Origin of the sequence: Candidatus Palauibacter sp. (assembly GCF_965261555.1) — a bacterium.
GTDB lineage: Bacteria > Gemmatimonadota > Gemmatimonadetes > Palauibacterales > Palauibacteraceae > Palauibacter.
This window is the reverse complement of sequence record NZ_OZ253465.1, coordinates 3584407-3605957: the sequence shown is the minus strand read 5'-3', so window position 1 is coordinate 3605957 and position 21551 is coordinate 3584407. Positions and strand designations below refer to the sequence as shown.

The 21551-nt window shown below is 69.9% G+C and carries 19 protein-coding genes; 11 read left to right on the top strand and 8 right to left on the bottom strand.

Annotated elements, in window-relative coordinates; all coding sequences use genetic code 11:
* Positions 1-22 precede the first annotated feature (22 nt).
* From ACQY5G_RS15705 to ACQY5G_RS15685, 5 genes are all read right to left on the bottom strand, one after another.
* The gene (locus tag ACQY5G_RS15705; RefSeq protein WP_428275531.1) at positions 23-424 is read right to left on the bottom strand and encodes a hypothetical protein; all 402 of its coding nucleotides are present in this window, start codon (positions 422-424) and stop codon (positions 23-25) included.
* A 206-nt stretch (positions 425-630) separates the two neighbouring features.
* Entirely contained in the window at positions 631-1785 is a 1155-nt protein-coding gene (locus tag ACQY5G_RS15700) for a sulfite oxidase (RefSeq protein WP_428275529.1), read from the bottom strand.
* Between the two features lie 59 nt (positions 1786-1844).
* The gene (locus tag ACQY5G_RS15695) at positions 1845-2729 is read right to left on the bottom strand and encodes an HNH endonuclease (protein WP_428275527.1); all 885 of its coding nucleotides are present in this window, start codon (positions 2727-2729) and stop codon (positions 1845-1847) included.
* Positions 2730-2734: 5 nt separating this feature from the next.
* Positions 2735-3244 carry a hypothetical protein gene (locus ACQY5G_RS15690; protein ID WP_428275525.1) on the bottom strand — a complete coding sequence of 170 codons (510 nt, stop codon included), beginning with the start codon at positions 3242-3244 and terminating at the stop codon, positions 2735-2737.
* A 128-nt stretch (positions 3245-3372) separates the two neighbouring features.
* Complete coding sequence (locus tag ACQY5G_RS15685) at positions 3373-4458, bottom strand: phosphorothioated DNA-binding restriction endonuclease (protein WP_428275523.1); 1086 nt, start codon at positions 4456-4458, stop codon at positions 3373-3375.
* Between the two features lie 33 nt (positions 4459-4491).
* On the opposite strand from ACQY5G_RS15685, the gene ACQY5G_RS15680 reads away from it, so the two are divergent.
* Genes ACQY5G_RS15680 through ACQY5G_RS15665 form a run of 4 tightly spaced genes read left to right on the top strand, consistent with a single transcriptional unit; the run spans position 4492 to position 8997 of the window.
* Complete coding sequence (locus ACQY5G_RS15680) at positions 4492-5631, top strand: ATP-binding protein (RefSeq protein ID WP_428275521.1); 1140 nt, start codon at positions 4492-4494, stop codon at positions 5629-5631.
* A gap of 15 nt (positions 5632-5646) precedes the next feature.
* Complete coding sequence (locus ACQY5G_RS15675) at positions 5647-6555, top strand: aminotransferase class IV (protein WP_428275519.1); 909 nt, start codon at positions 5647-5649, stop codon at positions 6553-6555.
* 35 nt (positions 6556-6590) lie between these two features.
* Complete coding sequence (locus ACQY5G_RS15670) at positions 6591-7493, top strand: alpha/beta fold hydrolase (protein ID WP_428275517.1); 903 nt, start codon at positions 6591-6593, stop codon at positions 7491-7493.
* A gap of 52 nt (positions 7494-7545) precedes the next feature.
* Complete coding sequence (locus ACQY5G_RS15665) at positions 7546-8997, top strand: cryptochrome/photolyase family protein (RefSeq protein WP_428275515.1); 1452 nt, start codon at positions 7546-7548, stop codon at positions 8995-8997.
* Positions 8998-9023: 26 nt separating this feature from the next.
* Here the strand turns inward: ACQY5G_RS15665 and ACQY5G_RS15660 are convergent, their stop codons facing one another.
* Genes ACQY5G_RS15660 through ACQY5G_RS15650 form a run of 3 tightly spaced genes read right to left on the bottom strand, consistent with a single transcriptional unit; the run spans position 9024 to position 10175 of the window.
* Positions 9024-9572 (bottom strand): type II toxin-antitoxin system VapC family toxin, encoded by a 549-nt coding sequence (locus tag ACQY5G_RS15660; RefSeq protein ID WP_428275513.1) that lies wholly within the window; start codon positions 9570-9572, stop codon positions 9024-9026.
* On the bottom strand, positions 9569-9847 hold the full coding sequence (locus ACQY5G_RS15655; protein ID WP_428275511.1) for a hypothetical protein: 279 nt from the start codon (positions 9845-9847) through the stop codon (positions 9569-9571). Before ACQY5G_RS15655 ends, ACQY5G_RS15660 begins: the two co-directional genes overlap by 4 nt.
* A gap of 25 nt (positions 9848-9872) precedes the next feature.
* The gene (locus ACQY5G_RS15650; protein WP_428275509.1) at positions 9873-10175 is read right to left on the bottom strand and encodes a hypothetical protein; all 303 of its coding nucleotides are present in this window, start codon (positions 10173-10175) and stop codon (positions 9873-9875) included.
* 227 nt (positions 10176-10402) lie between these two features.
* Between ACQY5G_RS15650 and ACQY5G_RS15645 the strand changes: the two genes are divergently transcribed.
* Genes ACQY5G_RS15645 through ACQY5G_RS15615 form a run of 7 tightly spaced genes read left to right on the top strand, consistent with a single transcriptional unit; the run spans position 10403 to position 21525 of the window.
* Entirely contained in the window at positions 10403-12844 is a 2442-nt protein-coding gene (locus ACQY5G_RS15645; RefSeq protein ID WP_428275507.1) for a glutamine amidotransferase, read from the top strand.
* Complete coding sequence (locus ACQY5G_RS15640; protein WP_428275505.1) at positions 12841-13887, top strand: hypothetical protein; 1047 nt, start codon at positions 12841-12843, stop codon at positions 13885-13887. The genes ACQY5G_RS15645 and ACQY5G_RS15640 overlap by 4 nt, the downstream gene beginning before the upstream one ends.
* Positions 13878-16553, top strand: coding sequence for a tetratricopeptide repeat protein (locus ACQY5G_RS15635; protein ID WP_428275503.1), 2676 nt, complete (start codon positions 13878-13880; stop codon positions 16551-16553). Before ACQY5G_RS15640 ends, ACQY5G_RS15635 begins: the two co-directional genes overlap by 10 nt.
* Positions 16550-17356: a DUF4159 domain-containing protein gene (locus ACQY5G_RS15630; RefSeq protein ID WP_428275501.1), complete on the top strand. Its 807-nt coding sequence runs from the start codon at positions 16550-16552 to the stop codon at positions 17354-17356. Before ACQY5G_RS15635 ends, ACQY5G_RS15630 begins: the two co-directional genes overlap by 4 nt.
* 41 nt (positions 17357-17397) lie before the next feature.
* On the top strand, positions 17398-18486 hold the full coding sequence (locus ACQY5G_RS15625; RefSeq protein ID WP_428275499.1) for an AAA family ATPase: 1089 nt from the start codon (positions 17398-17400) through the stop codon (positions 18484-18486).
* Positions 18487-18502: 16 nt separating this feature from the next.
* Positions 18503-19429 carry a DUF58 domain-containing protein gene (locus ACQY5G_RS15620; RefSeq protein ID WP_428275497.1) on the top strand — a complete coding sequence of 309 codons (927 nt, stop codon included), beginning with the start codon at positions 18503-18505 and terminating at the stop codon, positions 19427-19429.
* A complete protein-coding gene (locus tag ACQY5G_RS15615; protein WP_428275495.1) occupies positions 19426-21525 on the top strand; it encodes a BatA domain-containing protein in 2100 nt (699 codons plus the stop codon). The genes ACQY5G_RS15620 and ACQY5G_RS15615 overlap by 4 nt, the downstream gene beginning before the upstream one ends.
* Positions 21526-21551: the final 26 nt, after the last annotated feature.

The window sequence follows — 21551 nt, the reverse complement described above, 5'->3', positions numbered from 1 at the left end:
AGAGGGGCAACCCGTGCGGAGGTCAGGCGGAGTCGGTTCCGGTGCCGGGAAGGGGAACGCCGAACACTCGCCCTTCGATGCGGGCGACCCGGTCGGACATGGCTACCCGTGTTTCGATCAGTTCGTCACGGACGGCGTCGATGCGGCCGCCGAGACGCTTCTCCACGCCGCGGAGTTCGGCGCGCACGTCCGCGATCTGCTTCTCGAGCCCGGTCCGTCCTTCCACACCCTCCTTGCGCACACTCGCGATGTCGCCCTTGAGTTCCGTGCGCAGGGTACCGAGTTCGGCCTTGATTTCAGAGCGCAACTTGCCGATGTCGCCCTTCAACTCCGTGCGGTGGTTGCGCAGGACGCGGGCAACCGCGAGGACGCCGCCAATGAGCGCTGCGAAGAGGACGATGTCGGTGATCAAATCCGTTTCCATGGCGTGACACAGACTCCCGTGAAGGTTCGCGCACGAGTGGGGGCCAAGGCCCGGCTCCTCGATCCACGCAGAACCTCCGGTCACCGATCAACGTGCCATCATCCCGGGAGCGCATCAACCAAGACGGACGCCGTCCACGCGGCCCTCCAGGCGCTGTTCGCCTTCACCGAGTTCCGCGCGCACCATCCGGCCGGACACGGCGGGGTCTATTCCACGGCGACGGGGTGGGGAAGGGCGAGGTTCAGGAGATAGCCCTTGGCGTTGTAGAGGGCCTCCGCCGGCTGTCGGAGGCCCGTCTCGTCGGTGGCGCGGGTGCGGAGGACATGGTTTCCAGGCGTTGCGGTCCACTCGAACTCGAAGCGGCTCCAGGCGTGGGGGAGACGCGGACCGATGAGACGGGCGTCGCGCCACGGACCGGCGGCGGCGGTCGTGCCGGCGCTCCACTCGACGCGGGCGACCGGGCCGTGCGGGGAGTAGGCGAAGCCGCGCAGGCGGTGGGCACCGGGGGAGAGGCGCGCCGGGAGGGGGAGGGCCAGGGCGCTCTTCACCGCTCCCTCGTCGATGGGGGCTCCGGAGGCGGGGGCGTAGTCCGCGGGAGGCCAGTGCTCGCCGATGAGGACATAGGACGTCGTGTTCGCGGCCACCCACACCTTCCCGGTCGCGATCTCGATGCGGCCCAGCCACTTCACACTCGCGGCGCCGATCCAGCCCGGGAGCAGCGCCCGCACCGGGAAACCGTGGTCGGGATGGAGGGGGACTCCGTTCATGGAGAGGGCGAGGAGGGTGTCGTCGTCCATCGCCTTGGCGAGAGGCATGGGGCGCTGCCAGGCGGAGTCGTCGAGGCCGTGGAGGTTCACGTCGACGGCGCCGGCGCGGAGACCGGCGAGGGCGAGGACGTCGCGGAGGCGCGGGCCGCTCCACTCCGCGCAGCCGATGGCCCCGGTGCCCCATTGGGAGCCGGCCGCGACCTGCCCGAGGACGGACTCGAAGAAGCGGCGCCAGTTGCCCGCGCACTCCAGGTAGGCGACGACCGTGTGGCTGGGGAGCGCGCGCAGATCGGCGAGCGTGAGTTCCACCTCGCGCTGCGCACCGGGGCCGCCCACGGAGAGGCGGTAGGCGTCCGCGTCGATGATGGGAGTGGGGCTGTGGTTGCGGACGAAGAAGCGGTCGACGGGCGTGAGGAGCCCGTCCATATCCTCCAGCCGCGCCTCGAGGTTGGATCCGTGCACGATGAAGTTGGACGGATCCTTGACGAAGGCGGAGGGCTCCGGGACGTCCGGCTCCAGGCTGCCGAACGACTCCCCGCACGAGGCGAGGACGAGTCCCCCGGCTGCCGCGGCGAGCGCCTCGCGCCGCGTCATGCCGGCGCGGGGCGTTCCCGCAGAACGCGATACAGGTCGAGTCATTCCTCGGCCTCGCCCTACGCGTGAATCCGGAAGACGTGCTCGCGGTGATATTCGAGGAAGGTCGGATGCGGACGGAGCGCGGGCGATTCCGGCACCTTCAAGCGCCGGTCCTCGCTGATGATGCGGAAGAAGTGGCCGGGGATCGCCCCCTCCCGGAGCAGCAGCGTGTAGTCGTCAGTGACCGAAATGAGGCCGCGGTCGAACATCCAGTGCGCGGTCCCGGACAACGCCAAGCCGTTGCGCATGCTGTCCGGCCCGCTCTCCGCGACGGGTTTGATGTGGGCCGCTTGAACCTCCGGTCTTCCACCGCCGTTGATGATCCGGAGCCCGGTCACCGCGCAGGTGTTGTCGTAGGCCGCTCTGACCGCGGTCGAGAACGCCCGGTCACGGAACGGCCGGCGCGAGATCTGTTCCACGATGCGGCGCTCCGTCTCCACCGGATCGCGCTCCATGATCCGCCACCCGGCCTGGGCCAGGTCACTGAATCCCGCTTGGAGGATCAGGTGGTATTCCGCATCGCGGATCGACCGGATGGCGCGCCCGAATCGGCCCTTGTTCGTGGTGCCGTCCGCCTTCTGCAGGTTCCGCTCGTAGTAGAAACTCCCTTCGCGGAAGGGGACCGGCGTGTCGAACTCCAGGTAGTCCCTGACATACCCGTAGTAGTGATCGGCCCGCGCGGGATCGGGTTGGATGTCCACGAGGCGGGCGGTGGCGAAGTAGGACTGGCGCCCTCCGGAACTCGACAAGTGCGCGGTCGAGCGCCGGGGTTCGTAGTACACGATCCAATCGCCCAACGCGCCGCGCGCGGCGTTGAGATACGTGCGCGGGAAGTGGTACCGCTGCTCCGGAAGATCGTCGTAGGCGGGATCCACCTTCGTCGTGAAGACGGCCTTTGCCACCGCGCCTACCGGCCCAACTCGGTCATCCCCGGACGCCGCGGCGGGGTGCCCAGCGGAAGCGTGTCGATCTCGCCGTCCATGTACTCGACGCGCGTCGCGAGGCTGAGATCCTCCCACTCGATCCAGCGCCGCCGGCGAAAGGGCGGGGGCCAGCCGATGGCCTCCTCGTGCAGGAACATGTAGCGCCCGTCGCCGTCCCGCCGGTACAGCGCCAGCGTGTCCGGAAGACCGGAGCACTCCCGGAATCCGCGCCAGAACTCTCCGGGCGCGTAGGATGTGACCTCGTCATCGTCGATCCACGCATACCGGACCTGGAATCGTCCGGCGTCGCCCGCGTCGAGACGCCCGTCTCCCGACTCGGCAGCCACATAGCCGAGGGTTACGCCGTTGCAGGAAATCCGAATCCGTTCGGGGACCAGCCCGGAGACCGGCCACTCCTGCGGCGGCAGAACCTCGTCTCCGCACACGAGCACGATCTGGTACCGGCTCTGGTCGTGTCCCTCGACATTCGCCATTCCGCCTCCCGTCCTCCACTCAAGCTCGTCGTTTCGGGGTCCATGATCCGGGGAGGACCCGAACTGCCCGTCCGTTCGCCGTCGGAAGATGAGACAGCAGCGACAGCCTCATCAACCCCGGCACCGGCTCAGAGGGACGGGCCCCTGAAGACCTCATTGGAGTGCCAAACGACGAAGAGGGTCGCGGGTGCCCGGGACGCAGTGCGGGGAGGTCGGATCCGGCGGCCGGAGAACTCGATGAGCGACCCGGCCGTCTCGCCCCGTGACTCCCGCACTTCGTGCGAAATGAGCACGTTGAGGCCCGTCCCCTTGCGCTCCTCCAAGCCGAGCGCGCCGCGGTCGAGGGCCTCGTGGTGTAGAGGGCAGAGGGCGAGGCCGTTCGCCACTTCATCGGGACCGGCGTGCGAATGCCACTGTATGTGCGCGGCTTCCACGCCGAACGGTTGCTCGCCGAAACGGATGTCGAGGTCGCACACCGCGCAGCGTTCCATGTACTCGTCCAGCACTCTCCGGCGGAAAAAGGGGTCGCGACGCCGTCGGCGTGCCAAATACGAATAGAAGCTCAGCTGGCCGACCTCCCTCTCCCGCAAGGTTGGAGCTGCGGATTCATTTTCGGACTCCCGCGCTTCTTGCACTCCCCGGAGGTCGGCCGCCTCGCGGATCTCCCGGTGCAGGGATTCGGGAAAATGCCCGTGCAGGATCTCTTCCACCGCTTGCCACGCGAGATCGGGGTTGGCGCGAAGGAGGTCGTGCATCTTCTCAGGGAACCCCCCTTCAACGCCCATGTCTCGTAGTTGCGAGACATATAGGTCTCCGCTCGCGTTCTTCGAAAGCTCCGCATACCGAGGAATTTCCCAGAGTCCATCGGAGAGCAACCAGCGGAATGGATAGTGCGGACGAACGGAGCTCCGGGGTGACCCAAAGCGTCGCATCAGGTCCCCCACCCGCCGGTCCACTTCCTCGTACGGTACAAGGCGGTCGCGGTCGCGAAGCACGCGCCCCAAGGCGAAAAGGAGCAGGAGCGGCTTGTGTGGCGCGCGTATGCCGCGGCGCTGATGGGTATTGAGCCGCGCGAGTCGATTAAGGAAATCGCCAGGCGTCATTGGTTCTGCGGATGAACTCATGTCCCACACGATCACGTTCTCAACCCATTTCAGGCAAGGGAGCGCCGTGCAATCCAATTCTGTATTGAAATCTGATCGGTCATCGATCATATTTCAATGATGGAGACCATCCGAGAACACGATTTGAGTCGTGTCCGCCTGTTGCTGGGAGAGTTCCCCGTCGTCGCCCTGCTGGGGGCGCGGCAGGTGGGGAAGACCACGCTCGCCCGTCAGCTCGCTGCGGCGTACTCCGAGCCGGTGGCCTGGTTCGACCTCGAGGATCCCGCCGATCTCGCGCGGTTGGACGATCCGGGGCTGGAACTGCGGCCGCTCAACGGTCTCGTGGTCCTGGACGAGATCCACCGCCTGCCCGACATCTTCCAGCTCCTGCGCGTCCTTGCGGATCGCCCCGGCCCTCCGGCCCGCTTCCTCGTGCTGGGGAGCGCTTCGCCCGAACTGTTGCGGCAAACCTCGGAGTCGCTCGCAGGACGCGTCGCGTTCCACGAACTCGACGGCTTCGGCCTCGACGAAGTGGACAACCTGGAACGGCTCTGGCTGCGCGGTGGGTTTCCGCGCTCGTACCTCGCTCGATCGGAGCCCGCGAGTCGCCGCTGGCGCGACGGGTTCATCCGCACGCTTCTGGCGCGGGACCTCCCGGAACTCGGGAGCACCATCCCGTCGGCGACGCTCCGCCGGTTCTGGGCAATGCTCGCGCACTGGCACGGACAGATCTGGAATGGGGCAGAGTTCGCACGCGCCTTCGGCGTCTCCCACGCGACCGTGCGGCGGTATCTGGATCTCCTGACCTCCGTCTTCGTGGTGCGGCAGCTTCAGCCCTGGTTCGAGGACATCAGCAAGCGCCAGGTGCGATCCCCGAAGGTCTACATCGGCGACTCCGGCGTCCTGCACGCGCTGCTCGACCTCACGACCCGGGAGGACATCGTCTCACACCCCAAGGTGGGGGCGTCCTGGGAAGGGTTCGTCATCCAACAGATCGTCCATTTGCTGCGGGCCGTCCCCGAGCAGTGCTTCCACTGGTCTACCCACACGGGAGCGGAACTCGACCTTCTCGTGATGGACGGAGCGAGGCGCTACGGGTTCGAGGTAAAGCGCTCGGAGGCGCCCAGGCTCACGCGGTCGATGCGCTCGGCTCTGGAGACGCTGAACCTGGACCGGCTTGACGTGGTTCACGCCGGCACGGAACGGTACCGGCTCGCCGATGGTGTTCGCGCGCTTCCCGCCGCCGAACTCGCGGATACGCTGGGTCCCCTGCCCGGCAGTTGAAGAGAAGGGCGCTCGATGCTGCAACAGTTTGACGAACGAAACCGTGATCTCCTCGTCAACGTGAACGGGACGCTGGTCCACCGCGACGAGGCCGGCGTCAGCCCCTTCGACTCGGTGGTGCAGGGGGGCGACGCCGTCTGGGAAGGGCTGCGGCTGTACGACGGCCGGATCTTCAAGCTGCGAGAGCACCTCGCGCGGCTCCGGTCCTCCGCCCTGGCGCTCGCCTTCGCCGAGATTCCGTCGGACGAAGCGATCATCCAGGAGATCCGCCGGACGCTCGCCGCGAACGGCATGCGGGACGGGGTGCATATCCGGCTCACGCTGACGCGGGGCGTGAAGGTCACAAGCGGCATGGATCCGCGCCTCAACCAGTCGGGACCCACGCTGATCGTGCTCGCCGAGCACAAGGCGCCGGTCTACGACCGGTCCGGCCTGCGGCTGATCACGAGTTCGCTGCGCCGCTTCGGGCCGGACACGCTGGATCCGAAGATCCATCACGCGAACCTCCTGCAGTCGATCTTGGCAAAAATCGAGGCGAACGCGGCCGGCGCCGACGACGCGCTGATGCTCGACCCGCGCGGATTCATCGCCGAGACGAACGCAACGAACCTCTTCTTCGTCTCGGGCGGTGTCGTGATGACGAGCCGGACCGTCGCCTGTCCCGAGGGGATCACGCGCGCAACGGTGCTCGAACTCTGTGCGGAGCACGACATTCCGAGCCGGGTGAAGGATCTCTCCCTCACCGAGGCCTACCGCGCGGACGAGGCGTTCTGCACCGGCACGATGGGAGAACTCGCGAGCGTGACCGACATCGACGGACGGGTCATCGGAGACGGATCTCCCGGGCCGCTCACGAAACGCCTCTCCGACCTGTACCGGGATCTGACCGCGCGCGAAGGGGCCGTCGTCTCGCCATCCGTGTGACGGGCGCATATCATCCCCCCGGGAAAGGGGGGTCCATGACCACACCCGAGTGGCGGGTCCCGGAGCCGCTCGACACGGTCGAGGTCGAGGCGGCCGGCGGCGCCCGCATAATTCTCAGGCGGCACGGCGACGTGAAGGGTCCGCGGCTCGTCCTCAGTCACGACAACGGGCTCGCCATCGACCTTTACTACCCCTTCTGGTCGCGCCTCACGTCGCGCTTCGAGCTGATCGTCTACGACCTCCGCAGCCATGGCCGGAACCCGACGGCCGACCTCGCCGACCACAGCGTCGCGACCTTCACGGCCGACGACGCGCGGATCCGGGCCGGGATCGAACGGCACTTCGGCGCGAAGCCCGCGGTCGGCGTGTTCCATTCGCTGTCGGCGATGGTCGCCCTCAACCAGGATCCGCCGGGGCGCGGGTACGCCGGGCTCGTCCTCTTCGATCCGCCCATGTATCTGGCCGACGGCGACCACTACGGCATCGACACGCTTTGGCGGCGGCTGGGCATGCTCGCGCGGCATCGCCAGCCCCGGTTCGCCACGCGGGAGGAGTTCGCCGAGGAGTTCCGGCGTTCGTGGGTGTTCGAGTTCACCCGGCCCGGGGTGGAGCACCTCGCGGCCGAGACGCTGCTCCGGCCCGCGTCCGACGGGGACGGGTACGAACTCCGCTGTCCGCGCGAGTTCGAGGCGCAGGTGTTCGACTACGGCTTCGCGTACGTCTTCGAGCCCGACACGACGGACTTTGCCTGTCCCGTGAAGGTGATCGGCGGCGATCCGGGCGTCGAATTCTCCTCGCTGCCCAGCGTCGACCTGGAGGGACTCATCGGGTGGGACTACGACTTCATCCCCCACACGACGCACTTCCTGCAGCTGGAACACCCCGAGGAGTGCGTCTCGACGATGGTCGCGTTCCTCGAACAGGCGGGCCTCGCGTAGAAGCCCCGACGCCGCCGCACAGCGCGATACGTTCCCTCTGGAGCGGCGCGCCATGATGGCCCCGGTCATCGTCTGGTTCCGGCGCGATCTGCGCATCCACGACAACGCCGCCCTCGCCGCGGCCGCCGGGTCGGGGCGGCCTGTCGTTCCCCTGTTCGTGCTGGACGAGGAGAGCTCCGGCATTCGGCCCTTGGGCGGTGCGTCCCGATGGTGGTTGCACGAGAGCCTGCGCTCGCTGGCGGGTGATCTCGCCGGGCTCGGGCTCTCCCTCGGCCTGCGGCGGGGGCCGGCGACCGATGTCCTCCGGGAGGTGGTGAGGGAGACGGGCGCGGGCCGCGTGGTATGGAACCGGCTCTACGAACCGGCGTCCGTCGCGCTCGACGCGGAGATCGAAACCGCGCTTCGTGCCGGAGGGGTCGAGACGGAGAGCTACGCAGGTTCGCTCCTCAGCGAGCCGGGCGAGATCCTGACCCGACAGGGAGCGCCCTACCGCGTCTTCACCCCCTTTTGGCGACGGCTCCGTGAATCGTACCGAACGCCGCCGCCGCACCCCGCGCCGGAACGGCCGACCCCCGGCCCCGCGATCGAGAGCGACCGGCTGCAGGACTGGCGGCTGCAGCCGACGGCGCCCGACTGGGCGGGCGGACTGAGGGAAACCTGGGAGGTCGGGGAGGCCGCGGCCCGGCGGCGGCTGGCCGGGTTCATGGAGGGTGCGGTCGAACGATATGGCCGAGACCGCGACCGGCCGGATCTGGAAGGCAGCTCACGACTCTCCGCGCACCTCCACTGGGGCGAGATCGGACCGCGCCAGGTGTGGCGCGCCGCCGCCCCGCTCATCGAAGCGGCCGCCCCCGCCCCGACCGGCGCCGAAGCGCTCCTCCGCGAACTCGCGTGGCGCGACTTCAACCATCACCTGCTGTCCCACTTCCCGGCCATGGAGACGGAGAACTGGCGGCCCGCCTTCGACCGCTTCCCGTGGCGCGACGACCCGCAGGCGCTCGCCGTTTGGCAGGAAGGCCGGACCGGCTACCCGATCGTGGACGCGGGTATGCGCGAACTCTGGCACACCGGCTGGATGCACAACCGCGCGCGGATGATCGCCGCGTCCTTCCTGACGAAGGATCTGCTCGTCCACTGGCGGCACGGCGAGGCTTGGTTCCGGGACACGCTGGTCGACGCCGACCTCGCCAACAACGTTGCCAACTGGCAGTGGGTCGCGGGTTCGGGCGCCGACGCGCAGCCCTTCTTCCGCATCTTCAACCCCGTGAGGCAGGCCGAGAAGTTCGACCCCCAGGGCGCCTACGTCCGCCGCTGGGTGCCGGAGATCTCGCGCCTTCCGGACCGCTGGCTCCACCGGCCGTGGGAGGCCCCGGGCGAAGTGCTGAGCGGCGCCGGAATCCGACTCGGGCGGGACTACCCGTTACCCATCGTCGATCACGCGCAAGCCCGCCGACGAGCGCTGGAGGCTTATCGTCAGCTCGAACCACCGAGAAATCCTCGGTAGTTGCCCCGGCCTCGATTTCGCCGTCCTCACCTCATCAGGATGTGGTCCAGCCGGTCCAGCGCCTCGCGGACATTCGCAAGGGCGGACGCGGCGCTGGGCTCGCGGAAACGGACTCCGTACGGTTCGGCCGGCTCCCGCACCATCGGCGGCTCCGGGCCCTCCGGCCCGATGATCGTGAAGGGCACGTGCCGGTGTCCGCGCTTCATGCGGTAGATCGGGAAGTGTCGGCGGTCCAGGGTGAAGACCCGGTCCGTCCCTGAGCGCTCGCCGACGGTGACAAGCGAGGCGTCCGCGAAGTCCATTGGAGCGTCCGCGTACTGGAACATGAGATCGAAGCACCTTCGCACGTCGCCATCTTCGAGCGGAGACAGACCAAGGTCTCCGTTGGTCACGACATTCATGAGACCTGAGGGGGTCCCCCGGGGACGCCTCAGAAGGTGAAACGCCTCGGTGAGAACCGGCAGGGTCGTGGTCAGGTTATCGCCCGGTGCTGTCAGGATGCGGGTACAGGCCGCGTGGTCGGGGTCGGACGGATCGAACGCCGCCACGAGCGGCCCCGCGTCGACCAGGATCACCGGGCGTGTCTCTCACGGATCACTTCCGCGACGGCTTCCTTCGCCCGGCGCGCGGGCGCGACCGCGCGTTCGTCTTCATGCGGCAGCCCGAGGCGCCGGAACGTTTCGGCAAAGCCCTTCTTCTTCCGGTCGCCGAGCCAGATTCCGTTCACGTACGTGTCGTACGAGCGGAGACCCCGCCTCAACACCTCCGAGATCGAGCCACCCGTCTTCTCCCGAAGATCCGCAAGGATCGCCTCTTCCTCCTCATCGAGCCGAACGGTTCGCAAAGCCATGATGTTGTGTCTCTCCCTGTTGTGTTCAACCGCCGTGCCTCCGGCGGATCGTCTCCGCCACGGCTTCCTTGTGCGGCCGACGCGGCATCGGAGCGCATTCGGCCTCGTCCGGAGCCCCGGCCGGCGCATCGTCGTATCGTCGCATGATGCGCGTGTAGGCTTCGCCGATCGTCTCGTCCGTTCGTCTCCCCAGCCGGATTCCGTTCACATCCGTATCGTAAGACCGAAGGCCGCGCCTCAGGATCTCAGAGATCGAGCCGTCCGTCTTCCGCCGGAGATCCTCGAGGATTGCTTCCTCCTCCTCGCTCAGTCTCACCGTGCGCTTCACCGCCGTCTCATCCTCGTCAAGGAATTCTCGTGTATTATAGTTGTAATACAGCGTCGACCGCAAAAGAAATCGAGTCGCCACGGAGCAACGATCATCGGCCGGGCCTTGTTTCATAGAGGAGTCGGCATCCCGTAGGTTGGAATCGCCCGCGCGCCCGGGGCCGTGGCTCCGGCGCCGCGGCCCGGCTCCGACGACCGTCAGAGGGAAGGGGAAGGCTGGCCAGCGACGTGTTCGAGTTCTTCTTCAAGTACAGGCCCGTCGTGTTCGAACGCGGCGACCTCTCCCTCGCCGCCCCCTGGTGGGGGGTGATTCTCGTCTTCCTCGGCGTGGGCGCCGTCGTCTGGTTCGCGCTCGAATACCGCCGCGTCGGCCCCACCGTGGAGGCGCGCGACCGTCGGGTCCTCATGGGGCTGCGGATGGCCGCGCTCGTAGTCCTCGCCTTCCTCCTGCTGCGGCCCGTGCTCCTCGTCTCGACCGTCGTCCCGCGGCGGAACTTCGTGGCGGTCCTCCTCGACGATTCGCGCAGCATGCGCGTGGCGGATGAGAACGGGGAAACGCGCGCGCAACGGATGCTCGACCTCTTCGGTGGGGAAGAGGAGGATCCGGCGGGCGGGGTGGACGATTCGCCGGCCGATCCCCTGGCCGCCGACCCCGGCGTGTCGGGTTCCGCCGCCATGGATCCCGCGCCCGCGGACCCCGCCGCCAGGCCGGCGTTCGCGACGCAACGGGGCGAAGGCGCGCTCCGGCAGGCGCTCGAGGACCGCTTCCGGCTGAGGATGTACGGATTCGATTCCGACGCCGACCGGATCGATGGGGCGGGCGAGATGGCCTTCACCGGCCCCCGCACGAACCTCGCCGCGGGGCTCACGCGCGTGCAGCAGGAGATGGCCGGACTGCCGCTCTCCGGGATCGTTGTCGTCTCCGACGGCGCGAACAACGACGACGAGGCGACCCCGCCCCTCTCGGAGGCGCTGCTCTCGGCGCGCGCCGCGGGGATCCCCATCTACACGGTCGGACTGGGCGCGGAACGGATCGCCCCGGATGTCGAGGTGCGTCGCGTGGAGGTGCCCCGCGCGGCGCTCGAGGGGACGACGATTGTGGCGGACGTCATCGTCTCGCACGCGGGACTCGCCGGTCGCACGGTGCGTCTCGATGTGGAGGACGAGGGGCGCATCGTGGGCACGCAAAATCTCACGCTCGGGCCGGACGGCGAGGAAGCGGTGCAACTCCAGTTCACCCTGGAGGAGTCGGGGCCCCGCGCGATCCGTTTCTTCGTGGACCCGCAGGAGGGAGAGGCGCTGACCGGCAACAACGAGCGTCAGGTCCTCGTGGAGGTCGGCGACACGCGCCGGAAGATCCTCTACTTCGAGGGCTCGCCGCGCCCGGAGAACAAGTTCGTGCGCCGCGCCGTGGCGGAGGACGAGAACCTGCACGTCGTCACGCTCCTGAGGACGGCCGACGAAAAATACCTGCGGCTCGACGTGGAGGGGCCGGGGGAACTCGCCGGCGGGTTCCCGGGCACGCGCGAGGAGTTGTACGAGTACGACGGGCTGATTCTGGGGAGCGTGGAGGCGAGCTTCTTCACGCACGACCAGTTGCAGATGATGGCGGATTTCGTGGGACAGCGCGGCGGCGGACTCCTCGTGCTGGGCGGGCGGCGATCGCTGGGGGAGGGCGGCTATACCGGAACGCCGCTGGCCGACGCCCTGCCGGTGGTGCTCGGGGGACCCGGCGAGCCGGACGTGCTCGAGGTGTCGGCCGAACTCACCCTGGCCGGCCGCCGGCACGCGGCGATGAGGATCGCGGAGGCCGCCGAGTCTTCCGCCGAGCGCTGGACGGAGCTTCCGCCCCTCACCTCCGTGAACCGGGTGTTCGAGCTGAAACCGGGAGCTGTCGACCTCCTCCGGGGCGTGCCGGCCGAGGGCGCGCCGCGCATGCTCCTCGCGCACCAGAGGTACGGACGCGGGACGTCGATCGTGTTCGCCGCCCAGGACTCGTGGCTGTGGCAGATGCACGCGGACATCCCCCTGGAGGACGAGACGCACGAGACCCTGTGGCGGCAGTTGCTCCGCTGGCTGGTGCACGACACGCCCGGGCGCGTCCGCCTCGACTCGGGCGACGACGTGGTCCCGATGGGGGAGCCGCTGCGGATCCGGGCCGAGGTGGAGGACGAACGATACCTGCGCGTGAACGGGGCGGACGTCGTCGCCACGGTGACCGGGCCGGGCGGCGTCGCGTCCGAGGTCCGGCTCGACTGGACGGTCGAACGCGATGGCGAGTACGAGGGACGTTTCGTGCCGGAGGAGCCGGGGCTGTACGGCGTGCAGGTCCGCGCCGCGGGAGCCCGGATCGGGGGCGCGGGGGCCGGGGCCGAGACGAGCCGCGATATCGCGGAGGGAGCGAGTTTCTTCCGGGCGGGGACGCCCCGGATCGAGGAGTTCGGAGCCGGCCGCCGGACGGAACTCCTGCGCCGGATCGCCGACGAGACGGGGGGCCGGTTCTACACGGCCGATGACGCGCCGGTGCTGGCCGACGAGATCCGCTACACGGAGAGCGGCGACACGGTGTACGAGGAGCGCTCGCTGTGGGACATGCCCATCCTCTTCCTGCTCCTCGCGGGCCTGCTCGGCGGGGAGTGGGCGTATCGCCGCCGGAAGGACCTCGCGTGACCCGCCGCGTGCGAGCCGTCGGGCTCACCGCGGCGCTGATTCCCGCGGCCCTGTTCGGCGCCGGCGGCGTCGCGGGTCTGGCGGCGGCCCAGGCGGCGCCCGCCGCGCCGCGGACCCACGTGCTCGTCGTCACCGGCCTCGGGGGCGCGCCCGAGTACTCCGAGCAGTTCCGGACGGAAGCCGAGTCGCTTCTCGACGCGCTCGACGGTCGGCTCGGCGTTCGCGAGACCGTCGCGTGGCTGGCGGAGGACGAGGCGCTCTCCCCCCGCGTCGCGGGCCGGGCCACCCTGGAAGCCGTCGAGCGGGAGGTGCTCGCCATGGCGAACCGGGCCGGGCCCTCGGACGTGGCGCTCATCCTCCTGCTCGGCCACGGGAGCGGCCGCGGCGAGGAGTCGCGCTTCAGCCTCCCCGGCCCGGATCTGTCGGGGGAAGCGCTCTCGATGTGGCTCCACGCGTTCCCGACCCAGACCGTGGCGGTCGTGAACGCGGCGAGCGCCAGCGGCGGCTTCGTGCCCGCGGTCGCCGGAGAGCGGCGCATCGTCGTGACGGCGACGCGCTCCCCGCGCGAACGCGAACGGACCCACTTCGGCGGCTTCTTTGTCGACGCCTTCGCCCTCGACGAGGCGGATGTGGATAAGGACGAGCGCGTGTCGCTGCTCGAGGCGTTCCGCTACGCGACCGGCGAGGTCCGCCGCCGGTACGAGCGGGACAACGAGATGCTGACCGAACACGCCCTGCTCGACGACGACGGGGACGGCGAGGGATCGCTCGAGCCGAGCCCGGACGGACCAGACGGGGCGCTCGCGAACCGGTTCTTCCTCGCATTGGCGCCCGCCGCGCTCGCGGGGGCGACGGCGGACGACCCGGCCGTGGCCGCGCTCCTGGCGCGCAAGCGCGAGGTGGAAGACGGGATCGCGGCGCTTCGCGCGCGACGCGATGAGATGGAGGAGGAGGAATACGACGGGCAGCTCGAGACGCTCCTCGTCGAACTCGCCGGCATCAACCGCGCGATCCGCGAAGCCGGGAGCGACCCGTGCGGCTGACGCCACGCCCCGCCGTCCCGCTCACTGCGCTCCCGGGGCGGCTCGCCCTGCCGCTGCTCGCGCTGGCGCTCGCGGCGCCGCTGTCCGTGGGTGCGCAGGAGCGGGCGAGCGCGAACGACGGCGGTCCTCTGGATGCCGCACTCGAAGCGCACCAGACCGGCGACTATGGGCAGGCCGTCGCGGCTTACCGGTCGCTGGCCCGTTCCGGGCGCGAATTCCCGGCCTCCGCGCGCGGGTGGGCGCGAGCGCTCGCCGCGACCGGAGAGTACGAGTCCGCGCTCGACGCGCTCGACCGGGCCGCCGCGCGCGCCCCGGACGGAGCGGACGCCGACGCCGAGCTTGGCCGTGCGCGCGGGCGTCTGCTGTACGCGCTCGGGCGCCTCGACGAGGCCGAGGCGAACCTCCGCCTGGCCATCGAAGGCCGCGCCGGCGACGCCCAACTCGCGCGGCTCGACCTGGGCCGACTCCTCTTCGACCTCGGCGAGCGCGAGGAAGCCCTCGCCCTGTTCGACGGGTTCATCGACTTCTACAACCGCGCGCGGCGCCTCGAGCCTGCGGAACTGCGCGCCGTCGGCACCGCGCTCACCTACCTCGGAGCCCGCGACCCCGACCTCTTTCACGACGCCGTGCGCGCCTTCGAGGAGGCCATCGAGGCCGACCCCGGCGACCCCGAGCCGCGCATCGACCTCGGTCTCCTCTTTCTCGACAAGTACGACAGCTTCGAGGCCGGGCCGCTGATCGACGAGGCGCTGGCCCGGAATCCGGCCCACGCGCGCGCCCTCCTGGCGAAGGCGCGCCGCGCGAAGTTCGACGGCTCCACGGAGGCGCTCGAACTCGCCGAGCAGGCGCTCGAGACGAACCCCCGCTTCACCGAGGCCCGGGCCTTCCTGGCGCGACTCTATCTCGAACTCGAGGACGTGGAGGAGGCCGAGGCGGAGGCCCGCCGCGCGCTGGAGACGAACCCGGTCTCCCTCGTCGCGTGGACGGAGATCGCGGCCGCCGCCCACCTCCGGGGAGACGCGGCGGCCTTCACTGAGGCGCGCGACCGCGTGCTGGGGCTGGATCCGCGGCACGCCGACCTCTACGTCGCCCTCGCGCAGGTCGCCTACCGCACGCACCGGTACGCCGATGCGGTCGAGTTCGCGCGGCAGGCCGTGGCCCTCGATCCCCTGTCCTGGCCCGGCATGGCGGAACTCGGCCTGAACCAGCTCCGCACGGGCGAAATCGAGGCCGGGCACGCCACCCTCGAGACCTCCTTCGAGGGCGACCCCTTCAACGTCTGGGTGTTCAATACCCTCGACCTTCTCGAGGAACTCGCCGGGTTCGAGACGGTGGAGAGTCCGCGCTTCCGTTTCTCCATGCACCCGAAGGAAGCCGGCGCCCTCTCGATCTACGCCGCGGCGCTCGCCGAGGAGGCGTTCGACGCCATGAGCGCCCGCTACGGGTTCGAGCCGCCGACGCCGATCTCCGTCGAGGTCTACGACCGGCACGCGGACTTCTCCGTGCGCACGGTCGGACTCGCCGGCATCGGCGCGCTCGGCGTGAGCTTCGGCTCCGTCCTCGCCATGGACTCCCCCGGCGCCCGGCCCAGCGGCGCCTTCAACTGGGGCTCGACGCTGTGGCACGAGATCTCCCACGCGTTCACGCTCGGCTACACCGAGCACCGCATCCCCCGCTGGTTCTCCGAGGGGCTCGCGGTCCTCGACGAGCGGCACGCACGGGAGGGGTGGGGATCCGACGTGGACCCCGGCTTCCTCGCCGCCTTCCGGGACGAGCGGCTGCCCTCGCTCGAGCGCTTCAACTACGGCTTCGTGCGCCCCGCCTACCCCGGGCAGGTGCAGCACGCCTACTACATGGCCTCTCTCCTGTGCGAGATGATCGAGACGACGCGCGGCTTCGACGCCGTGCTCGCCATGCTCGCCGGGTATCGCGACGGGCTGGAGACGCCGGAGGTCGTGGAACGGGCGCTGGGGACGACGCTCCCCGCCCTCGACCGGGAGTTGCGCGACTACATCGAGACCCGCTTCGGTCCGACGCTCGCGGCGCTGGGCGACCCCGAAGCCGGCGCGCCGCCGGGTCCCGACACCTTCGCCGGACTGCTCATGGCGGCGGCGGAGGCCCGGGGCGCGGGCCGCACGGAGGAGGCGATAAGGGCGCTGGAAAGGGCGCACGAGGTCTTCCCCGAGTACGCGGGACCCGACGCGCCGATCCTCTTTCTCGGCCACCTCCGGCGTGAAGCGGGCGACTTCGCGCGCGCCGCGGAGGCGTACCGGACGTACACCGCCCTCAACGAGAACCACTTCGAGGCACACCTCGCCCTCGCCGACCTTGAACAGGCGCTCGGCAACGATGCGGCCGCCCGCGAAGTGCTGGAACGAGCGATCTGGATCGATCCCTTCCACCTGGATGTGCACGAGCGGCTTGCCTCCGGCTACGAGGCCGCGGAACGCTGGCCCGAGGCCGCGATGGAACGGCGGGCGCTCCTGGCGCTGGCGCCGGCGGACCTCGCCGAGGCCCACTACCGCCTCGCCCTCGCCCTGCACCGGGGCGGAGACGCGCGCGGCGCCCGGAGCGCGGTCCTCGACGCCCTGGAGATCGCCCCCAACTTCGAGGCCGCGCTCGAGCTGCTGCTCGAGATCCGCGGCGACCCGGAGGGCGAGCGATGACCGCGCCAACGCGACGCCGCGCGATCCAGCGTGTAGCAACCGGCGGCCTCGCGTTGCTGCTCACGCTGCTCGCCGTCGCCGACCTCGAGGGCCAGCGCCGGCGCGGACGCGGGGGAGGCGGGTTCGGGGACGACCTCGCCGCCTACCAGCAGTACAACACGCCCTACACCGGCGAGTTCACCTTCGTCCGCCTCTACTACCGCGGCGGGTGGGGCTGGAACCCGGGGTGGTCGCACGACTGGCCCGTGGCCGAGCGCAACTTCGCCGAGATCATGGACGCGCTCACGACCATCGACCCGCGCCGGGGGGGCGGCAACGTGCTCGCCATGGACGACCCGGACCTGTTCAAGTTCCCCGTCGCGTACCTGTCGGAACCCGGCGGCTGGACCATGAACGAGGTGGAGGCCGAGAACCTGGGCAACTATCTGCGCAAGGGCGGGTTCCTCATCATCGATGACATGGGCGGCATGCGGGACCTGAACCGGACGAGGGAGGGGCTGAACATCCTGCTCCCGGGACTCCTGCTCGTGCGGCTCGACGACAGCCACCCGATCTTCGACTCGTTCTTCCACCTGGAACAGGAGAACATCGAGATGCCGCATCCCTACCGGGGCGGCGTGGCGAGCTACTGGGGAGTCTTCGAGGACAACGACCCCGAGGGGCGCCTTATGGTCATCGTGAATCACGACAACGACATTGGCGACTACATGGAGTGGTCCGACCGGGGTTTCGTCCCCATCGCCCTCTCCAACGAAGCGTACAAGCTGGGCGTCAACTATGTGGTGTACGCCCTCACACACTGAGCTCACGTGGAGCCGAGACACTGAACCCGGAAGGAGCCGGCATGGAAGCCGACCCCCGCTGGATTGACGCGCCGGACCCGACACCGGATCGGGAGCCGGCCCCGGCCCCGGATGCCGCGCCCGAAGCGACCCCGGACGACGCCGAACTCGCCGACCGCCTGCGCGAGAGCGCCGACGCCGTCCGCGCGGAACTGAAGAAGGTCATCATCGGCCAGGACGATGTCGTCGAGCAGGTCCTGATCTCGCTCTTCGCCGGCGGCAACAGCCTCATCGTCGGCGTCCCCGGACTCGCGAAGACGCTCCTCATCCAGACGCTCTCGGACGTCCTGCACCTGAGCTTCAACCGGATCCAGTTCACGCCGGACCTCATGCCGTCGGACATCACCGGGACGGACATCATCCAGGAGGACCCGGAGACGGGGCAGCGCAGGCTCGTCTTCATGAAGGGGCCCCTCTTCGCGCACGTCGTGCTCGCCGACGAGATCAACCGCACGCCGCCCAAGACGCAGGCCGCCCTCCTCGAGGCGATGGAGGAGAAGCAGGTGACGATCCAGGGCCGGACCTACGGCCTCCCCGAGCCCTTCTTCGTCCTCGCGACGCAGAACCCGATCGAGCTCGAGGGGACGTATCCGCTGCCGGAGGCGCAGCTCGACCGCTTCATGTTCCAGATCAACATCGGCTACCTGCCGGAGGACGAGGAACTGGAGGTCATCCTCCAGACGACGACGACCGCGGGCGAGCCGCCCGGGGCGGTGCTGTCGGCGGAGGCGATCGCCGGCTTCCAGCACCTCGTGCGGAAGGTGCCGATCTCCGAGCCGGTCGCGCGCTACGCCGTCCAGCTGGCCCGGCGCACGCGCCCCGGCCGCGACGACGCCCCGGACTACGTGAAGCAGTACGTGGCCTACGGGGGGAGCGTGCGCGCCGCGCAGTACCTCGTGCTCGGCGGCAAGGCGCGCGCTCTGCTGCGGGGCGAGATCAACGTCTCGTTCGACGACGTGCGCGCCCTCTGCGCCCCCGTCTTCCGCCACCGCGTGCTGACTAATTTCCATGCGGAATCCGAGCGCGTCTCGACGGACGATCTCGTCGAACGGCTCCTCGACGACGTGAAACCGCCGAAGTCGGGGATGTAGGGGAGCGGGCCGGACGATGCGGGCGCGAATCGTTTCGAGGACGGTGCCGGGGACGCAGTTCCTCGATCCGGCGGTGCTCACCCGGATCGGGAACCTCGAACTCGTGGCGCGTTCCGTGGTCGAGGGCTTCATCGCCGGGGCGCACGGGTCGCCCTTCCTCGGGCTGTCGCTCGACTTCGCGGCGCACCGCCAGTACCTGCCCGGCGACGACATCCGCAAGATCGACTGGAAGGTGTACGGACGCACGGATCGCCACTACATCAAGGAATACGAGGCCGAGACGAACGCCAACATCTTCTTCGCGGTGGACGCCTCCCGTTCCATGGACTACGGCTCGCGCGGGATCACGAAGCTCGACTACGCCCGCTATCTGACGGCCTGCCTCGCCTATCTCTCCGCGAGCCAGCGGGACCGCGTGGGCGCGGCGATCTTCGATGAGAAGCTGCTCGAGTACATCCCCCCCTCCGTCCGGCACCGACGCCTGATCCTGGCGGCGCTCGACCGCGTCCGGGCCGAGACGGCGGGCGATCTCACGCGGCCCCTCACGCAGGTGGCCGAGAGCCTGACCCGGAAGGGGATCGTCGTTCTCGTCTCCGACCTCTACACGGAACCGAAGACGGTCCTGAACTCCGTGGGCGCGCTGCGCAGCAAGGGACAGGACGTGATCGTGTTCCAGATCCTGGACCCCGCCGAGGTCGACTTCCCGTTCGAGGCGGCGAGGTCGTTCGAGGACCTGGAGACGGGGGAGCGGCTTCCGGTGACCCCCGACGTGATGCGCGAGGAGTACCTCTCCCTGGTGGAGGGGCACGTGGGCGAGATCTCGAAGATGATGATCGACCGCGCGATCGACCACGAACTCGTCGTCACCTCGACGCCGCTCGATGCCGTGCTCTTCCGCTACCTGTCGCACCGGTCGCGGCGCCTCAAGGGCAAGGACCGATGAGTTTCCTGACCCCGTGGTTCCTGGCCGGGCTCGGGCTCCTCTCGATCCCGATCATCATCCACCTCACGCATCGCCAGCGCAGCCGGGTGACGGTGTTCCCGTCGCTGATGTTCCTCCGGAAGCTGCCCTTCAAGACGATGAACCGGCGGCGGATCCGCCATCCCCTGCTCTTCGCCCTGCGCAGCCTCGCGGTCATCCTCCTCGCGCTCGCCTTCTCCCGGCCGTTCTTCGACTCGGTGGCGGCGGTCGAGGCGGGTTCGGCGCGCGACGTCGTCATCCTCCTCGATGTGTCGGCGAGCCTGGGCTACGAAGGGCGCTGGGAGGCGGCCCTCGATTCCGCCCGCGCCGTCCTCGACGGTCTCGGGGAGGGGGATCGCGTCGCGGTGGCGACGTTCGACGAGCGGGCGCGGGAGCGGGTGCCGTTGTCGCTCGACCTCGTCGCCGCCCGGGACGCCCTCGCGGATCTGTCGCCGACCGACCTGGGGACGCGGCTCGAAGCGGGGATCCAGCTTGCGGGGCGGATCCTCGCGGAGTCCGAAGACCGGAGGCGGGAGGTGGCGCTCGTCTCGGACTTCCAGCGCACGGGGTGGGAGGACGGCGGCCGGGTGCGGCTTCCCGATGGGGTGTCGCTGCGGGCGGCGAGCGTGGCGCCGGAGGAGGCCGCGAACGTGGCGCTGGCGGAGGCGGCGGTGCGGGCCGCGGGCGACGGGCGCGTCCGGCTCCTGACGCGGCTCGCGAACATGGGCGACGCGCCGGTGGAGGGGCTCCCGGTGTCGCTCGAGATCGCCGGGCGGACGGTGGCGACGATCCCGGTGGACATGCCGCCGCGCGGAACCGGGACGGCGGTGTTCGACGACCTCGCCCTCCCGGAAGGACGGAGCCGCGGGCGCCTCACGGTCCCGGGGGACGGGCTGGCCATCGACAACGAGTTCCGCTTCATGGCGGCGCCGGAGGCCGGGTTGCGTACGCTCATCCTGGAGAACAACCGCAGGACGTCGGACGGGAGTCTCTTTCTCGAGCGCGCCCTCGGCATCGGCGACGCGCCCCGCATCGGGACTTCGCGGACGCCGGCGACGGGGCTCGATGCCGCCGCGCTGTCGTCGGCGGACTTCGCGATCCTCAACGACGCGGACCTCGCCGACGCGGGCCGGGCCGGCCGGCTGCGCGAGTGGGTGAGCGACGGCGGGGGCCTGCTCATCGTCCTCGGGCGGGATGCGAACATGAATCGGTGGTCCGACGCCGGACTCGAACTGCTCGGCGCCGGCCCCGGCTCCCTCGTGGATGCGGCCGACGGCCGCCGGCTGTCGTGGCTCGACTACGACCACCCCGTGTTCGAGCTCTTCTCCGGCCCTCGCAGCGGGGATTTCTCCGGTGCGCGCTTCGAGCGGTTCTGGAGCCTGGAGCCTGCCGAGGGCACGGCGGTGGTGGCCCGTTACGACAGCGGGGAACCCGCCCTGCTCGAACGTCCGGTGGGCGAGGGCCGCGTGCTGGTCTGGACGTCGACCCTCGACCGTTTCTGGAACGACCTCGCGCTGCAGCCCGTCTTCCTGCCCTTCGTTCACCGGCTGGCGCTCCACGCCACCGGATACCGGGAGCCGGAACGCTGGATCGAAGCCGGGGGCGTGCTCGAACTCACCGCCCTTGTCGGAGCGGGCGGAGCGGGCGGGGCGGAACCCGCGGGGCTCGCCGGGGACGAGGCGGAGTGGGTCCTGGTGGATCCGGACGGCGATCGGCAGCCGGTGGAGGTCGGCGAAGGGCCGACGTGGATCGAGTTTCCGCGCGCGGGTTTCTACCAGGTGGCGCTCCGGGACGACGCCGGCCGCGCGACCACCGTGGCGGTCAACCCTCCGATGACCGAATCTGATCTGGCGTCGGTCGCGACGGAGCGCGTGGTGGAGGCCGTGGCGGGCGTCGCGCCGACGGCGGCGGGAACCGCCGGGGAGGACGGCGCGGCGGCGGACGAGGAAACGGTGCCGCTGCGCGCGGAACTCTGGTGGGTGCTCCTGCTGCTCGCGGGGCTCGTACTGGGGGTGGAGAGCGTGCTGGCGAACCGCTGGACGCGCCAGCGTCCCGTGTCGGGGCTGGCAGGGGCCTAGCTCGAACGCAGCCGGGGCCTTTGCCA

What these genes read in the sequence shown, in the direction of transcription:
- ACQY5G_RS15630 (WP_428275501.1), top strand. Translation starts at nt 16,550, where the DNA reads ATGACCGCGCCAACGCGACGCCGCGCGATCCAGCGTGTAGCAACCGGC.
- ACQY5G_RS15685 (WP_428275523.1), bottom strand. Translation starts at nt 4,458, where the DNA reads ATGATCGATGACCGATCAGATTTCAATACAGAATTGGATTGCACGGCG.
- ACQY5G_RS15705 (WP_428275531.1), bottom strand. Translation starts at nt 424, where the DNA reads ATGGAAACGGATTTGATCACCGACATCGTCCTCTTCGCAGCGCTCATT.
- ACQY5G_RS15620 (WP_428275497.1), top strand. Translation starts at nt 18,503, where the DNA reads ATGCGGGCGCGAATCGTTTCGAGGACGGTGCCGGGGACGCAGTTCCTC.
- ACQY5G_RS15655 (WP_428275511.1), bottom strand. Translation starts at nt 9,847, where the DNA reads ATGGCTTTGCGAACCGTTCGGCTCGATGAGGAGGAAGAGGCGATCCTT.
- ACQY5G_RS15625 (WP_428275499.1), top strand. Translation starts at nt 17,398, where the DNA reads ATGGAAGCCGACCCCCGCTGGATTGACGCGCCGGACCCGACACCGGAT.
- ACQY5G_RS15670 (WP_428275517.1), top strand. Translation starts at nt 6,591, where the DNA reads ATGACCACACCCGAGTGGCGGGTCCCGGAGCCGCTCGACACGGTCGAG.
- ACQY5G_RS15690 (WP_428275525.1), bottom strand. Translation starts at nt 3,244, where the DNA reads ATGGCGAATGTCGAGGGACACGACCAGAGCCGGTACCAGATCGTGCTC.
- ACQY5G_RS15615 (WP_428275495.1), top strand. Translation starts at nt 19,426, where the DNA reads ATGAGTTTCCTGACCCCGTGGTTCCTGGCCGGGCTCGGGCTCCTCTCG.
- ACQY5G_RS15700 (WP_428275529.1), bottom strand. Translation starts at nt 1,785, where the DNA reads ATGACGCGGCGCGAGGCGCTCGCCGCGGCAGCCGGGGGACTCGTCCTC.
- ACQY5G_RS15665 (WP_428275515.1), top strand. Translation starts at nt 7,546, where the DNA reads ATGATGGCCCCGGTCATCGTCTGGTTCCGGCGCGATCTGCGCATCCAC.
- ACQY5G_RS15675 (WP_428275519.1), top strand. Translation starts at nt 5,647, where the DNA reads ATGCTGCAACAGTTTGACGAACGAAACCGTGATCTCCTCGTCAACGTG.